The following is a 15014-nucleotide window of genomic DNA, read 5'->3' as shown; positions in this document are numbered from 1 at the left end:
GCTACGGCTTGGGCAGCGCGCAGCCCGGGGCGTTCAGGTCCAGCTGGTTGCCGGCCGTGAAGCAGGCCGGGATCTGGTAGGTCTGCTGGCCGTAGTTGATCCCCTTGCGGACGGTGACGTCGCCGCCCGGGCCGACCTCGCAGGGGTTGTTCCGGGTGCAGGAGGCGCCGTTCTCGTTGCCGGTGTTGTGGACGGCGACGACCTCACCGGTGGCCCGGTCGAGCACCGGTGAGCCGGAGGTGCCGCTGACGGTCTGGCAGGCGGGGGTGTAGCGGACCGAGTCCTTCCAGGTCCACTTGTCCTCCTTGAGGCGGTGCGCGAACCCGTCGATCTCGCAGTCGAGGAGCTTCTTCCAGGCGCCGGACGCCACGGTGACGGCGGTGCCGGCGGCCGGGCGCGTGTCCCGGACGGTCAGCGGGGACACCCCGGACGCGCTCCTGATCGCCGCGTAGGTGCTGGTGAGCTGGTAGACCGCCACGTCCGTGTCGGTCATCGTCGCGTACGCGAGCTTCTCGGCCTTCAGCGTGGCGACCTGGGCGCCCGAGGCGTCGAGCAGGGTGAAGGTGCGGCTGTTCGGCCGGTCGGTGACGACCACCCCCGGGTCGAACAGGCTGCTGCAATGGCCGTTGGAGAGCACCAGTGCCGGGTCGGTGTCCAGGGAGGCCGGGAAGCGGACGAGCGAGCCGGAACAGTTGCTGAGCACGACGGTGCCGGCGAGGCCGGCGGCGGGTGCCGCGTGCGCGGGCGACGTGCCCGTACCGGCGGCGGCCAGGACGAGGATCGCGGCGACGAGAGGCTTTCTCACGGGTGGGGGTCCCCTTTGGGCGAGGCGGCCGGAAGCCTTCCCGCCGCCACATACTTTGTCATGCACATTGTTTGTGTGGGGCCGGTGGGGATCAAGGGGCTTCTTTCGGCCGTGAGGACGTCGGGGGTATCGGCGGTGACTCCCGCGCCGCGCTTCGGCGGCGGACCCCTACCGCTTGTCCTGGCCGGCCGCCCGGAGGTCCGGCTCGTGCTCGCGGATCGCCGCGGCTCGCCGGATGTGAGCCGCCGTGAGGGAGCCCGCCTTCTCCGCGTCCCCCTCGACGACGGCCCGGAGGATGAGGTCGTGGTCGTGGTGGAGGGCGGCGGAGTGTTCGGCGGTCCAGATCGTGGCCGCCGGGGTGAAGCGCACCCAGAGGGTCTCGATGTACTCGGCGACGAGCGGTGAGGACTGCCGGTAGAGGGTGAAGTGGAACTCCCGGTTGAGGACGGAGAGTTCCGCCGCCGTCGCCCGGCCGCCGCGCTGCGCCTCGGTGAGCCGGGCGTGCCGCTCCTTCAGCAGTTCCAGCCCGGCCGGTGTCATCCGCTCGACGGCCATCACGGCCGCGGCCTGTTCGGCCGCCGCGCGCAGGCGGTAGAGGTCGCGGGCCGCGTCGGGGGAGAGCTGGCGGACGGAGGCGCCCTTGTGCGGGGAGTAGATGATCACGCCGTCGGCCTCCAGCATGCGCAGCGCTTCGCGCACGGGGGTCGGGCTGACGCCGTACCGCTTGGCGAGCACGGTCTGCTTGATGAGTTCGCCCGGCTGGATCACGCCCTTCGCGACGTCGTCACGGATGCGGTCCGCGACGTAGGCGGTCCTGCTCACGGGCGGGGCGTACCCGCTGCCCTCCTGGCTCATCGGGCTCCTCGGGGTGGGGGCCGATCGCTGCCGGCGCTCCGGAGTGTGGAACTCAATAATGTACAGCGTGCAGAGGAGAGGTCGGCATTACGCATCCTCTAGACAACACTCTATAGACTATGTAATCTCCGTGACCGCGGGAGCGCGGAAGTGGCCCAGGTCACGCCACAGGCACCGGTCGCGCCCCCCTCTCTCAGCGTCGAGGGTTTTGGAAGTCTGGAGACTGGCATGGCCAAACAGGAACGGCTCACCCGGGACGTCGCGGAATGGGTCGCCGGACAGCGGCGCGCCACGCTGCCCGCGGAACTCGACCGGCACGTGCGGCGGATGATCCTCGATCACCTCGCCGGAGTCGTCGCCAGCTCGGTCGGTCCGGTCTCGGCCGCGGTCGCCGGGCACGCGGCGCGGATGTATCCCGGCGAGGCGGCCACGGCGATCGGCCACGGGCGGCTGTCCGCCCTGGGGGCCGCGCTGGTCAACGGCACCAACGGGCACGGCATCGAGGCCGACGAGGGGTACACGCCGGGCAGCATGCACCCCACCTCGGTGGTCCTGCCGGCCGTCTTCGCCGTGGCGCAGGAACGCGGCATCGGCGTGGAGCGCGTCATCGTCGCGGCGGCCGTGGGGATGGAGCTGGCCTGCCGGATCGCGGCGGCCGGGCACCCGGCGACCCGCCACAACCACTTCCACAACACCCCCCTCGCGGGCGTCCTCGGAGCCGCCGCAGCGGTGAGCGTCCTGCTGGAGCTGGACGCGCGGACCACCGCGAGCGCGCTCGGCGTCGCGGCCTCGCACGCCGGCGGCCTCTTCGAGTTCCTCAGCGGCTCCGCCGAGGTCAAGCGGCTCCACCCGGGCAAGGCCGCCCGGGACGGGATAGCCGCGGCCGACCTCGCGCGGGCCGGGCTCACCGGACCGGCCACCGCCCTGGAGGGCGAGGACGGCTACTTCGCCGCGTACGCCGGCACGGAGGGCCGCGACTGGCACGCCGGGACGGTCCGCGACGGGCTCGGCGAGCGGTGGGTGCTCCTCGGCACCTACGTCAAGCCCTACCCCTGCTGCCGCCACCTGCACGGCGCCATCGACGCGGTGCTCGCGCTCGGCAAGGCGCACACCATCGACCCGGAGCAGGTCGAGGAGATCCGCGTGGGCACGTTCCGGATCGCCACCGGCCATGCCGGGAAGGTCCTCGACACCGTGCTCCAGGCACAGCTCAGCCTCCCCTACACGGTGGCGACGGCGCTGGTGCGCGGAGCCGTCACGCTCACCGACTTCAGCGAGCGGGCACGGGCCGACGCCCGGGTACGGGCGCTGGCCGACAAGGTCGTCGTCGAACTCGACGAGGCCGCCGACGCCGCCTACCCGACCGCCGGCCGGCCCGCGGACGTGACGGTCGTACTGCGGGACGGGACACGGCTCAACCACCGGGTGCAGCACCCCTACGGCGAGCCCGCCAACCCGCTCTCGGACGCCGCGCTGGAGGACAAGGTCCGCGGTCTCGTCGTCCCCGTCATCGGCGCCGCACAGGCCGAGACGCTCATCGCCGCCGCCTGGGAGCTGCGGTCGCTGGACTTCCTCGACGCACTCGACCGGGCCGTCCGCCCCGTCCACCCCGTCCGTCCCGTCCGCGTCTGACCGGACCGACCGCAACGAAGGGAGGAGTACCGCCATGAAGGTTGACGTGCGCGGCCTCGAACTCGCCTACGGCGACTTCGTCGCCATCAGGAACCTCGATCTCACCATCGAGGACGGTGAGTCGGTGGTCCTGCTGGGGCAGTCCGGCTGCGGGAAGTCCAGCACCATGCGGTGCATCGCCGGCCTGGAGACGCCCACCCGAGGCGCGATCTCGATCGGCGACACCACCGTCTTCGACGCCGGACGCGGCACGGCGGTGCCCGCTTTCCGGCGGAACGTCGGCATGGTCTTCCAGTCCTACGCGGTGTGGCCGCACAAGACGGTGCTGGAGAACGTGGAGTTCCCGCTGCGGATGCAGGGCGTCGCCAGGGCCGACCGGCGGCGCAGGGCCCTGGAGGTGCTGGACACCGTCGGACTGGCCCACCTCGCCGGCCGGGGCGCGAGCCTGCTCAGCGGCGGTCAGATGCAGCGCGTCGCACTGGCCCGCTCCATGGCCATGTCGCCCAGCGTGCTGCTGCTGGACGAGCCCTTGTCGAACCTGGACGCGCGGCTGCGGGAGGACCTGCGCGTCGAACTCCGCCGCATCCAGGTCGAGCAGGGCCTGACCAGCATGTACGTGACGCACGACCAGCAGGAGGCGCTCGCCCTCGCCGACCGGATCGCCATCATGCAGGAAGGCCGCATCACCCAGCTGGGCACCCCGGAGGAGATCTACCGGCACCCCGCCAGCGCGTCCATCGCCGCCTTCCTCGGCGTGACGAACGTCTTCGAGGCCACCCGGGGCGCATCGGCGCGGCTCGCCGAACTCGTCGGACACGGCCTGTCGCTGCGCACCGCCACCGATGTGCCGGGCGGTCCGGCCAGCGTGTGCATCCGCCCCGAGGACGTCCGGGTCGACCTCGCCGGACCCGGCAGGCCGGCTCCGGCCGCCGCCACCGAGAACACCTTCGAGGGCACCGTCGACGTCGCCGTCTTCCAGGGGGCGTCCATCCGGTGCAAGGTCACCACCGACGCCGGGCTCGGTCTCGAAGCCGTCTGCGCGCCGCCGCCCACCGGCCGGCTCGACCACGGCGCCCGGGTGACCGTCCGGGTCGCCGCCGGGAACGTGCTGGTGCTGCCCGAGACCGTGCCCGGACCGGCGACGACGGCGGTGGCCGCATGAGCACGACGCTCACGAAACGGAACACGGCCACGGCCGAGCCGCCGCGCAGGACGCCGCGCCCCTTCCGCCGCGGGCCGAGGCGATGGGCCCGGCTGGCCGGGCTGCCGCTCCTGGCGGTCATCGGCTTCCTCGTCCTGGTCCCGGCCGGATTCATCGTGCTCGCCGCGTTCAGCGAGAAGGTTCCCCGGCCCGGCTCCATCGGCTTCGACCTCACCCTGGACAACTTCCGGGTCCTCACCGAGGCGGGTGTCCTCGCGGCGGCCGGCAACTCGCTGCTCATCGCCGTCTGCGCGACCGCCTCCGCCCTGCTGATCGGCGGCTTCCTGGCGTTCGTGACGGCCCGGACCGACATCCCGTGCAAACGCTTCGTCTTCCTCATCGGGCTCATGCCGATGTTCCTGCCGTCCTACGTAGGCGCCCTCGCCTGGGCGATCCTCGGCAGCCCCGGCGCCGGGCTGATCAACATCGGCTTCCGCGACCTCGGCACGACCGGGCCCGTCGACATCTACTCCGTGCCCGGTGTCGTCATGGTCATGGCCCTCTACTACGCCCCGTACGCGTTCCTGATGATGCACAGCGCCATGTCGATGATGAACCCCGACCTGGAGGACGCGGCCGGCATCCACGGCGGCTCGACCTGGCGGACCGTCCGCTCGGTCACCCTGCCGCTCGCCCTGCCCGCGATCCTCGGCTCCGGTCTGCTGATCTTCGTCCTGATCTTCGAGAACTTCGCGGTCTCCCAGGTCCTGGCCTCGCCGGGCGGCATCAACACCCTGCCCACGTTCGTCTACACCCTGATGAACGCCACGCCCTCGCGCGGCAACGAGGCCGCCGCCGTGGCCGTCGTGCTGGTCGCCGTCGTCGTGGCCGTCACCCTCGCGCAGCGCCGCGTCCTCGCCCGGCGGTCCTTCACGACCGTCTCGGGCAAGGGCGTCAGACCGCGGACCCTGCGGCTCGGCCGGCTGCGCACGCCCGCCCTGCTGGCGGCCCTGCTCTACTTCGTCCTGTCGATCGTCGCCCCGCTGCTCGGGCTCCTCCTCTCGGCCGTGCGCACCTCGCCGTACATGAGTTCCTTCGGCAGCCTCACCGAGCCGGGCGCGCTGAACATCACCTCGTTCGTCACGGCGGTCACCTCCGACGTCTTCGTCAAGACCGCCGGTAACAGCGTGCTCGTGTCGCTGCTCGCCGCCCTCGGCGGAACGGTCCTGGCCTTCCTCGCCGGCTACGTCGTGTACCGCACCGAGGCCGTCGCCCGCGGCGCCCTGGAGACCGTCTCCATGATCCCGCTCGCCATCCCCGCGGTCGTCCTCGGCATCGGCCTGCTGTGGACGTGGCTGGTCATGCCGGTGCCGGTGTACGGGACGCTGTGGGTGCTGATCGTCGGCTTCGTGGCCGTGCAGATGCCCCAGGGATTCCGCGGCATCGCCTCCGCCATCCAGGCCACCGACCGCGACCTGGAGGACAGCGCCGTCCTCCTCGGCGCCCGGCGCCTGCGGGCGATCTCCTTCGTCACGCTGCCGCTGCTGCGGGTCGCCGTCTCCTCGACGTTCCTGCTGCTGCTCATGCTCAGCATGCGCGAGCTGACCGTCCCGCTCTTCCTCTACACCACCGACACCGAGACCCTCTCCATCGCCATCTACGACCAGTTCGAGAACGGCGGAGCGCTGCGCGAGGCATCGGCCACCGCGCTCGTCTACTGCCTGATCATGTTCGTCCTCAGCTACCTGCCGCGCCGCCTCGGCGCCAAGAAGGGGACCCACGGTGCCTGAGCGCGCACACCACCTGGACAGACGCGGACTCCTCGCCGCCCTGGGGGCCGGCCTGCTCGCCACCGTCACCGGCTGCGGCGACATCGAGGACACCAAGGCCCGGACGGCCGCGGAACTGCTCGCGAGACCGGAGATCGACACCTCCGACGGGCTGCGCATCGGCGGGGAACCGATCGCCGACCGAGCCCTCTACGAGGCCGCGAGGAACGACACCGTCGTCCTCTACTCCGGCACCGGGCAGGAGGCGGAGGAACTCACCGTCGCCCGGTTCGAGACGGACACCGGCATCAAGGTCCGGCTCACCCGGCTCCCCACCAACAAGCTCGCCGAACGCGCGCTGTCCGAACAGGGGGCGGGCAGACTCAAGGCCGGCGTCATCCGGATCACCGACCCCCTCGTGGCCCGCGAGTTCGCCGAGGCAGGGGTGTACGTCCCGTACCGCACGCCCTTCCACGACCGGCTGCCGGACGGCACCGCGCTCACCAGCGACCGGTACTGGGCGAGCTACTACATCGTCAACGCGATGGGCTACAACTCCGCCGTCGTCACCGACGACCCGCCCACCGGCTGGCAGGACCTCACCGACCCCCGCTACAAGGGGAAGCTCGGCGTCGTCGCCGTCACGACCGGCGGCAGCGTCAAGGCCCTCGCCCGCTTCCAGATCGAGGAGTTCGGCGCCGGCTACCTGCGGGCCCAGGCGCGCAACCGGGCGCGCATCTTCGACTCCACCTCGACCGAGGTCGACGCCCTCGCCCGCGGCGAGATCTCGATCGCCTCCCTGAGCTTCAACAACGCCTTCGCCGCCCAGGCCGCCGGCGCCCCCATCAAGCTCGTCGTCCCCGAAGAAGGCGTCGCCGGCGCCCCCACCCCCCTCGGCCTCACCGAACAGGGGCTGAAGAGCCCCGCCGCGCGGGTCTTCGCGAACTGGTCGGTGTCGCGGGAGGGCCAGCGCTTCGCCGCCTCGCAGGGCTTCGTCGCCGCGCGCACCGACATCGGCCCGGCCAGGGCCGGCGAGTACCGGCTGCCCGCGGCCGACTCGCCCCGCGCGCATCTGCTCACCGAGGACCAGATGGAACGCCGCGGCAAAGCCGACGAACAGGTCTGGCGCAAGGCATTCGACTACCTCGGCTGACCGGCCCCGCCCCGCACCCCTCACCCCCGCAGCCGACCCAGGAGAACAGCACCCCCATGCCCGACACCACCGAACGCCAGGACCTCATCGCCTCGGTCCGTTCCTTCGCCTCCCGCCACCTCGCCGAAGGCGCCCTCGCCCGCGCCCACGACCCCGCCTACCCCTGGGACATCGCCCGCCTCCTCGCCGGCCGGGGACTGCTGGGCCTGACGGTCTCCGCCGAGGACGGCGGCCGGGGCGCCGGGCTCGGCGACGCCGTCGCCGTCATCCAGGAGATCGCCCGGCACTGCCCGAAGAGCGCGGACGTCCTCCAGGCCGGCAACTTCGGCGCCATCCGCACCTTCGCCGAGTTCGGCACCGAACCGCAGAAGAAGAAGTACCTCCCGGACCTGCTCGCCGGCCAGGCCCTGCTCTCCCTGGCCATGAGCGAACCCGAAGCCGGCTCGGCCGCCACCGAACTGACCACCACGGCCACCGAGGACGGCGACGACGTCGTCCTGAACGGCACCAAGATCTGGGGCACCCACAGCGTCGACGCCACCCTCTTCCTCGTCTACGTCCGCTTCGGCCCCGGCACCCGGGGCATCGGCTCCGTCCTCGTCGAGCGCGACACCCCCGGCCTCACCTTCGGTACCCCCTCGGCGTACATGAGCGGCGAGACCTGGGCGCAGCTGTACTTCGCGGACTGCCGGGTGCCCAGGGAGAACATCCTGCTGGGCCCCGGCGGCTTCAAGCAGCAGATGAGCGGCTTCAACGTCGAGCGGATCGGCAACGCCTCCCGCGCCCTCGCCCTGGGCCGCCTCGCCTTCGACATCGCCAGGGAACACCTCGGCAAGCGCACCCAGTTCGGCCGCACGCTCAGCGAGTTCCAGGGACTCCAGTGGAAGTTCGCCGAGGTGGCGGTGGCCCTGGACGCCGCCGACGCCCTCCTGGAGCGCGCCGTCCGTAACGCCGCCGCCGGGCTGCCGTCCGCCTACGAGACCTCCGTCGCCAAGTACGCCGCCAACGAGGCCGGCTTCCGCGCCGCGAACGAGGCCATGCAGGCCATGGGCGCCCTCGGCTACAGCACCGAGACGCTCGTCGAGTACTGCATGCGCCGCACCCGGGGCTGGATGATCGCCGGCGGTTCGACGGAGATGCTGAAGAACCGCATCGCCGAGGAGATCTTCGGCCGCCGGTTCAGCCAGCGCGCCGCGTGACGGAGGGGCACACCATGACAGAACAGCAGTGGGGCCCCGTCGCCTACGCCGTCGAGCAGGACGTGGCCGTCCTGGTCATCGACCACCCGCCGGTCAACGCGAGCACCGCCGCCCTGCGGGCCGGACTGCTCGCCGGCGTCGCGGCGGCGGCCCGCGACGAACGCGCGACGGCCGTCGTCCTCATCGGGGCGGGCCGGCACTTCGTCTCGGGCTCGGACCTGCGCGAGTTCGCGGCCGACACCCTGCCCGAACCGCGGCTCCCCGACGTCATCGCGGCGATCGAACGGTGCCCCAAGCCGGTCGTCGCGGCGCTGGCGGGCGCGACCCTGGGCGGCGGGTTCGAACTCGCGCTGGGCTGCGACGGCCGGATCGCGCGGGCCGGAGGGGTCGTCGGATTCCCGGAGGTGACCCTCGGGATGATCCCCGGCGCGGGCGGAACCCAGCGCACCCTGCGCCTGGTGCCCCCCTCCCGCGTCCTCGAACTGGCCACCTCCGGCGAGCGCCTGCCGGTGGAGCGGGCCAGGGACGAGGGCCTCGTCGACGAGGTGGTGCTCTCCTCGCTGCGCGCGGAGGCGATCCGCTTCGCCCGCGCCCTGGAGGGCAAACGGGTGCTGCGCGACCTTCCGGTCCGTACGGACGAGCCGGGCGCGCTGGAGGACAGCGCGCGCCGCGCCCTCGCCGCGAGGCGTGCCCGCCCCGCCGTCGTCGCGGCGGTGGGCGCGGTGCTCACGGGGACGGCCGTACCGCCTGACCTCGCCCTCGCCCACGAGCGGGCCGAGTTCCACCGGCTGCGCACCGGACACGAGGCGGCGGCGCTGCGGCACCTCTTCTTCGCCAGGACAGCGGTGCGTAAGGCCAACCGGGCCGGGGCGGACTGCGAGCTCACCCACGTCGGCGTGGTCGGCGCCGGAACCATGGGCGCCGGGATCGCCCGGGCGTGCGTCGAGGCCGGCCTCAAGGTCACCGTCGTGGACCAGGACCCCGAGGCGGCCCGCCGCGTGGTCGAGGCCCTCGGCGGCACCTACCTGCGCATGATCTCCGCCGGGCGGCTGGACGCGGGGGAGTCGGGCCGGCGCCTGGAACTGCTGTCGGCGGGGACGGACCTGGCCGGACTGAAGGACGTCGACCTCGCGATCGAGGCGGTCTTCGAGGACACCGCGGTCAAGGCGGGGGTGCTCAGGGAACTGGAGAGCGTGACGCAGCCGGGCACCACCCTGGCCACGAACACCTCCTACCTCGACGTCGACGAGCTGGCGAGGTCGCTGGACGACCCCTCCCGCCTGGTCGGCCTGCACTTCTTCAACCCGGCGCACCGGGCGGCGGTACTGGAGATCGTGCGCGGTGCCCGCACCTCGGGCGTGGCGATGGACGTGGCGTTCACGGCCGCCCACGTGATGCGCAAGCTGCCCGTCGTCGCCGGCGTGTGCGACGGGTTCATCGGCAACCGGGTCTACAGCGCCTACCGCAGGCAGTGCGAGCTGATGGTCGAGGAGGGCGCCACGCCCGAGACGGTCGACTCCGCGCTGGAGCGGTTCGGTTTCGCCATGGGGCCGTTCGCCGTCGCCGACATGTCGGGCCTGGACATCGCCTGGCGGGCGAGACAGCACCGCGCACCCGGCAGGGACCCGCGCGAGCGCTACCCCGACGTCGCGGACCGGCTGTGCGAGAGCGGGCGCCTGGGCCAGAAGACCGGCGGCGGCTGGTACCACTACGAGCCCGGCTCCCGCACCCCGGTCCCCGACGGCCGGGTGGCCCGGCTGATCGAGGAGTCCCGGCGGCGCAAGGGGATCACGCCCCGGGCCTTCACGGCGGACGAGATCGTGCGCCGGGCCCTGACGGCGATGGCGAACGAGAGCGCTCTCCTGCTGGAGGAGGGCATCGCCGACCGGGCGGGCGACATCGACCTGATGCTGACCCTGGCGTACGGCTTCCCCGCGCACGTGGGCGGAGTCACCTTCTGGGCGCGGGGCCAGGAACCGTCCGCCCTCGACGCCGAGCAGCGGCGTCTGGCCGAGGTGACCGGCCGGGGCTTCAGGAGCGGGCGGCTGGAACTGCTCACCGGGGAGTGAGGCGGCGGGTGCGCCCCTGCCGGCCGCGGATGTGAGACCAGTAGTAACCGATAGTCAATATTCTATAGAGCAGAGGAGTCGACCGGCATGGACAGCACACTGAGCCAGGCCCTGCTGCACCCCCGCAGCGTCGCCGTCGTAGGAGCGTCGGACAACCCGGCCAAGCCCACGGGACGCCCCCAGCGCTTCCTGGCCCAGGCCGGCTACGAGGGCCGCACCTACCTCGTCAACCCGCGCCGGGAGACCGTCCAGGGCGAGAAGGCATGGCCGAGCCTGACGGCACTGCCCGAGGCGCCCGACCACGTCTACATCATGACCGGCGCGGAAGCGGCCATCGACGCCGTACGGGAGTGCGCCCGCACCGGCGTGCGCGTGGCCACCATCCTCTCGGCCGGGTTCGCCGAGGACGGCGAGGCCGGGCGCGAGCGCGAGGACAGGCTGCGCGCGGCTGCCGCCGAGGGGCGGGTACGGCTCGTCGGGCCGAGCAGCCTGGGCGTCGTCAACCCGCGTGCGGGCGTGATGCTCACCGGCAACGCCGCCTTCGGCGAGCCCGACATCCCGCAGGGCGGCGTCTTCGTCGCCTCCCAGTCGGGCAGCGTCATCGGCTCCCTGGTCAGCCGGGCCCGCGGACGCGGCATCGGCTTCGCCGGCCTCGTCTCCACCGGCGGCGAGGCCGACCTCTCCCTGGGCGCCATCTGCCGGGCCGTCCTCGACGACCCGGGCGTCACCTCCTACGCCCTGTTCCTCGAATCCCTGCGGCACGCGGACGACCTCGCCGACTTCGCCGCCGCCGCGGGCCGCGCGGGCAAACCCGTCGCCGTCTACAAGCTCGGACGCTCGCAGGAGGCCGCCGCACTGACCGTCTCGCACACCGGCGCGCTCGCCGGAGAGGACAGCGAGTCCGAGGCGTTCTTCACCGCCTGCGGCTTCAGCCGCGTCACGAACTTCGAGTCCCTCCTCGAAGCCCCCGCCCTGCTGCGCCGCCTCCCCGCCCACGCCGGGCGCCGCGAAGCGCGCGTCGGAGTGATCACCACCACGGGCGGCGGCGGCGCGATCGTCGTCGACCAGCTCGCCCTGCGCGGCCTCACCGTCACCGCCCCCAGCGAGCGGCTCCGCGCCGCCATGGCGGCGGCCGGCGTACCGATCCCGCACAGCCTGATCGCCGACATCGGCCTCGAAGGAGCCCGCCACGACAGCGTCACCAGCGCGCTGCGCCTGATGCAGGACAGCGGCGAGTTCGACCTCGTCGTCTTCGTCATCGGCTCCTCCGCCCGGCTCAACCCCGAACTCGCCGTCCACGCCATCGCGGAACGCGGCGGCCACCGGGTCCCCGTGGCCGCGTTCGCGCTCCCGGAGGCCGCCCAGGCCGCGGAACTGCTGCACGCCGCGGGCGTCCCCGCCTTCCGCACCCCGGAATCCTGCGCCGACGTCGTCGCCGCCGCCCTCGCCCGGCGGCCCGCCACCATCGACGGCCGCCCGCACCTCCCCGCCGTCGCCCCGGGCGAGGCGGGCGTCCTGGACGAACTCGCCTCCACGGAACTGCTCGGCGGGCAGGGCGTCACCGCGGCGCCCGCCGTCGGCCTGGACCTCGCCGCCCTGCTGGACTCCAGCGGCCCGGTCGACCTGCCCTTCGACTACCCCGTCGTGGTGAAAGCCCTCTCCGCGCAGCTCCCGCACAAGAGCGACGCGGGCGGAGTCGTCCTGGACGTCCACGACGCCGACGGGGTCCGGGACGCCGCCCGCGCCATCGCCGCCTCCGTCGCCGCCCACGATCCCGGCATCGCCCTCGACCGGGTCCTCGTCCAGCAGATGGCCGGCACCGGGGTCGCCGAAGCCCTCGTCGGCTACCGGGTCAGCCAGGACGTCGGCCCCGTCGTCGTGCTCTCCACCGGCGGCGTGCTCGCCGAGCTCTTCGCCGACGCCTCCGTCCGCCTCGCACCCGTCACCCGGGAGACCGCCCTGGAGATGATCCGCGAGGTCAAGGGACTCGCCCCGCTCGGCGGCCACCGGGGTGCCCCGGCCGGCGACATCGACGCCCTCGCCGACACCGTCGTCGGCATCTCTCGGCTGGCCGTCGACCACCCCGACGTCCTGGAGGCCGAGGTCAACCCGGTCTCGGTCGGCCTCGAAGGCAAGGGCGTGACCGCGCTCGACGCCCTCGTCCGCCGGGCGCCGGTCCGGCTCTGAGGGGGGAGCGAGGATGGTACGGAGGAAGGTCGTCACCACGGGCGACGTACAGATCGAGACGCTCAGCCAGGGGGAGGGGCCGCCCGTCGTCATCCTCCCCTCCCTCGGCCGGGGCGCACACGACTACGACGAGGTCGCGGCCCTGCTGGCCGCCGGGGGCTTTCGCGTGCTGCGGCCCCAACCGCGCGGCATCGGCCTCAGCAGGGGACCGATGAGGGGCCTGGACCTGCACGACTTCGCCGCCGACGTCGCGGCCGTCCTCGACGCGGAACGCACCGGACCCGCCGTGGTCGTCGGCCACGCCTGGGGCAGCCAGCCCGCCCGGACCCTGGCGGCGGACCGCCCCGACCTGGTCAGTGGCCTCGTCATGGCCGCCGCCTCGGCCGGGAAACCGCCCCCCGGCTCGACGGAGCGGCCGTACCGCAGAATGCGCGAGGCCATCGACGGCGCCGGAGACCTCTCGCTGCCCGAGGAACAGCGGCTGCGCTACCTGGAGCAGGCGTTCTTCGCGCCCGGCAACGATCCACGGCCCTGGCTGACGGGCTGGTTCCCCGAGACGCACCACGCCCAGGGACACGCCCGCGACACCACCCCCGTCGACGACTACTTCGGCGCGGGCGGCACGGTCCCGCTGCTCGATCTCCAGGCGGAGCACGACACGGTCGTCGTCCCCGGCGTGTTCCGGCCGCTGCTGGGCGAGCGGGTCACCGTCCGCGTCGTCCGGGGCGCCGGACACGCCCTCGCCCCCGAACAGCCCGCCGCCCTGAGCGAGGCCGTCGCCACGTTCGCCCGCGCGGTCGGCGACCGGACCCCGACGAAGGAGCACTGACCACGTGACACGACTCGACCCTCCCCGCCTCACCGGCGACGACCACCGCGAGGCCGCCGGGAGAATCCGGGCACGGCGGGGCGGCGACCTCACCCCGCTCGACGAGACCCTGCTGCACAGCCCGCCCGTCGCCGACGGCTGGAACACCCTGCTCGGCGCGGTCCGCACCCGGACCCTCCTGGACCCGGCCGTCCGCGAACTCGCGATCCTGCGCGTCGCCGCCCTCAACGGGGCCGCCTACGAGTGGGACGCGCACGAACCGGTGGCGCTCAGCGCCGGACTGAGCAGGCGGCAGACCGACGCGCTGCGCGGGCCCGCCGAGGACGCGGCCCCGCCGCTCACCCCGGCCCAGCGCGCCGCCCTCGCCTACACCGACGCCATGACCCGCTCCGTCGACGTGCCGGACGAGGTCTTCGACGGCCTGCGCCCGCACTTCGACGACCGGCGGATCGTCGAACTCACCGCCGTGATCGGCACCTACAACCTGGTCTCCCGCTTCCTGGTCGCGCTGCGCGTCGGCCAGACCGCGATGGGCCCGGCCCCGGGCCCGTCCGACGAGAACGGAGCAGTGGCATGAGCGGACGGCTGGCCGGGAAGGCCGCGATCGTCACCGGTGCGGGCAGCGCCGGGCCGGGCTGGGGCAACGGCCGCGCGACAGCGGCCCTCCTCGCCCGGGAGGGCGCCGCCGTCCTGCTCGTCGACCGGGACGCCGCCCTGCTGGAACCGACCGCGACACTGATCGCGGAAGAAGGCGGAACCGCGGTCACCCACCTGTGCGACGTCACCGACTCCGACGCCGTGGCCGGCATGGTCCGAGCCGCCCTCGGCGCCTTCGGCCGGGTCGACATCCTCGTCAACAACGTCGGCGGCTCACGCCACGGCGGCCCCGTCGAACTGGACGAACAGACCTGGCGCCAGCAGCTCGACACCAACCTCGCCAGCGTCTACCTCGGCTGCAAGCACGTCATCCCGGTCATGCGGGAGCAGGGCGGCGGCGCCATCGTGAACATCGCCTCCACCTCCGGCCTGCGCTGGACCGGCTCCGCCCAGGCCGGGTACGCCGCCGCGAAGGCCGGCGTCATCCAGCTGTCCCGCGTGGTCGCCGTGCAGCACGCGCCCGACGGCATCCGTGTCAACACCGTCGTCCCCGGACAACTGCACACGCCGATGGTCGAGGCGCGGCTGGCCGCACAGCGCTCCGGCGGCGACATCGACACCCTCCTCGCCCAGCGTCAGGCCCGCATCCCCCTCGGCTTCATGGGCGACGGCCGCGACACCGCCCACGCCGTGCTCTTCCTCGCCTCACCGGAGGCGCGCTTCGTCACCGGAACCGAACTCGTCGTCGACGGCGGCATGACGGCCCGCTGCGACTGAC

At 73.3% G+C, this 15014-nt stretch carries 12 protein-coding genes; 10 read left to right on the top strand and 2 right to left on the bottom strand.

The genetic code is table 11. The features are described from left to right. Position 1 precedes the first annotated feature (1 nt). On the bottom strand, positions 2–805 hold the full coding sequence (locus ACQCO7_RS05795) for a trypsin-like serine peptidase (RefSeq protein WP_464070805.1): 804 nt from the start codon (positions 803–805) through the stop codon (positions 2–4). Between the two features lie 168 nt (positions 806–973). Continuing rightward, positions 974–1660, bottom strand: a complete 687-nt coding sequence (locus ACQCO7_RS05790) for a GntR family transcriptional regulator (RefSeq protein ID WP_464070804.1) — start codon at positions 1658–1660, stop codon at positions 974–976. A gap of 228 nt (positions 1661–1888) precedes the next feature. Between ACQCO7_RS05790 and ACQCO7_RS05785 the strand changes: the two genes are divergently transcribed. The 10 genes from ACQCO7_RS05785 (at position 1889) to ACQCO7_RS05740 (ending at position 15013) form a co-directional block, all read left to right on the top strand. After that, entirely contained in the window at positions 1889–3292 is a 1404-nt protein-coding gene (locus ACQCO7_RS05785) for an MmgE/PrpD family protein (protein WP_464070803.1), read from the top strand. A gap of 34 nt (positions 3293–3326) precedes the next feature. Next, a complete protein-coding gene (locus tag ACQCO7_RS05780; RefSeq protein ID WP_464070802.1) occupies positions 3327–4454 on the top strand; it encodes an ABC transporter ATP-binding protein in 1128 nt (375 codons plus the stop codon). Then, positions 4451–6223: an ABC transporter permease gene (locus ACQCO7_RS05775; protein WP_464070801.1), complete on the top strand. Its 1773-nt coding sequence runs from the start codon at positions 4451–4453 to the stop codon at positions 6221–6223. The genes ACQCO7_RS05780 and ACQCO7_RS05775 overlap by 4 nt, the downstream gene beginning before the upstream one ends. After that, on the top strand, positions 6216–7355 hold the full coding sequence (locus ACQCO7_RS05770) for an ABC transporter substrate-binding protein (RefSeq protein WP_464070800.1): 1140 nt from the start codon (positions 6216–6218) through the stop codon (positions 7353–7355). Before ACQCO7_RS05775 ends, ACQCO7_RS05770 begins: the two co-directional genes overlap by 8 nt. 56 nt (positions 7356–7411) lie before the next feature. Continuing rightward, entirely contained in the window at positions 7412–8554 is a 1143-nt protein-coding gene (locus ACQCO7_RS05765; protein ID WP_464070799.1) for an acyl-CoA dehydrogenase family protein, read from the top strand. 14 nt (positions 8555–8568) lie between these two features. Then, positions 8569–10623: a 3-hydroxyacyl-CoA dehydrogenase NAD-binding domain-containing protein gene (locus tag ACQCO7_RS05760; protein ID WP_464070798.1), complete on the top strand. Its 2055-nt coding sequence runs from the start codon at positions 8569–8571 to the stop codon at positions 10621–10623. 87 nt (positions 10624–10710) lie between these two features. Then, positions 10711–12810, top strand: coding sequence for an acetate--CoA ligase family protein (locus tag ACQCO7_RS05755; protein ID WP_464070797.1), 2100 nt, complete (start codon positions 10711–10713; stop codon positions 12808–12810). Between the two features lie 13 nt (positions 12811–12823). Continuing rightward, positions 12824–13639, top strand: coding sequence for an alpha/beta fold hydrolase (locus ACQCO7_RS05750; RefSeq protein WP_464070796.1), 816 nt, complete (start codon positions 12824–12826; stop codon positions 13637–13639). Positions 13640–13643: 4 nt separating this feature from the next. Continuing rightward, complete coding sequence (locus ACQCO7_RS05745; RefSeq protein WP_464070795.1) at positions 13644–14216, top strand: carboxymuconolactone decarboxylase family protein; 573 nt, start codon at positions 13644–13646, stop codon at positions 14214–14216. Then, on the top strand, positions 14213–15013 hold the full coding sequence (locus tag ACQCO7_RS05740) for an SDR family NAD(P)-dependent oxidoreductase (protein ID WP_464070794.1): 801 nt from the start codon (positions 14213–14215) through the stop codon (positions 15011–15013). Before ACQCO7_RS05745 ends, ACQCO7_RS05740 begins: the two co-directional genes overlap by 4 nt. Position 15014: the final 1 nt, after the last annotated feature.

Source organism: Streptomyces saintjeani (genome assembly GCF_055409605.1).
Note: the sequence above shows the minus strand (reverse complement) of the source record. Positions and strands in the feature narration are given on the sequence as shown.

Coding starts and splice junctions, on each gene's coding strand:
- ACQCO7_RS05790 (WP_464070804.1), bottom strand. CDS start 1,660: ATGAGCCAGGAGGGCAGCGGGTACGCCCCGCCCGTGAGCAGGACCGCC.
- ACQCO7_RS05785 (WP_464070803.1), top strand. CDS start 1,889: ATGGCCAAACAGGAACGGCTCACCCGGGACGTCGCGGAATGGGTCGCC.
- ACQCO7_RS05780 (WP_464070802.1), top strand. CDS start 3,327: ATGAAGGTTGACGTGCGCGGCCTCGAACTCGCCTACGGCGACTTCGTC.
- ACQCO7_RS05775 (WP_464070801.1), top strand. CDS start 4,451: ATGAGCACGACGCTCACGAAACGGAACACGGCCACGGCCGAGCCGCCG.
- ACQCO7_RS05765 (WP_464070799.1), top strand. CDS start 7,412: ATGCCCGACACCACCGAACGCCAGGACCTCATCGCCTCGGTCCGTTCC.
- ACQCO7_RS05760 (WP_464070798.1), top strand. CDS start 8,569: ATGACAGAACAGCAGTGGGGCCCCGTCGCCTACGCCGTCGAGCAGGAC.
- ACQCO7_RS05755 (WP_464070797.1), top strand. CDS start 10,711: ATGGACAGCACACTGAGCCAGGCCCTGCTGCACCCCCGCAGCGTCGCC.
- ACQCO7_RS05750 (WP_464070796.1), top strand. CDS start 12,824: ATGGTACGGAGGAAGGTCGTCACCACGGGCGACGTACAGATCGAGACG.
- ACQCO7_RS05740 (WP_464070794.1), top strand. CDS start 14,213: ATGAGCGGACGGCTGGCCGGGAAGGCCGCGATCGTCACCGGTGCGGGC.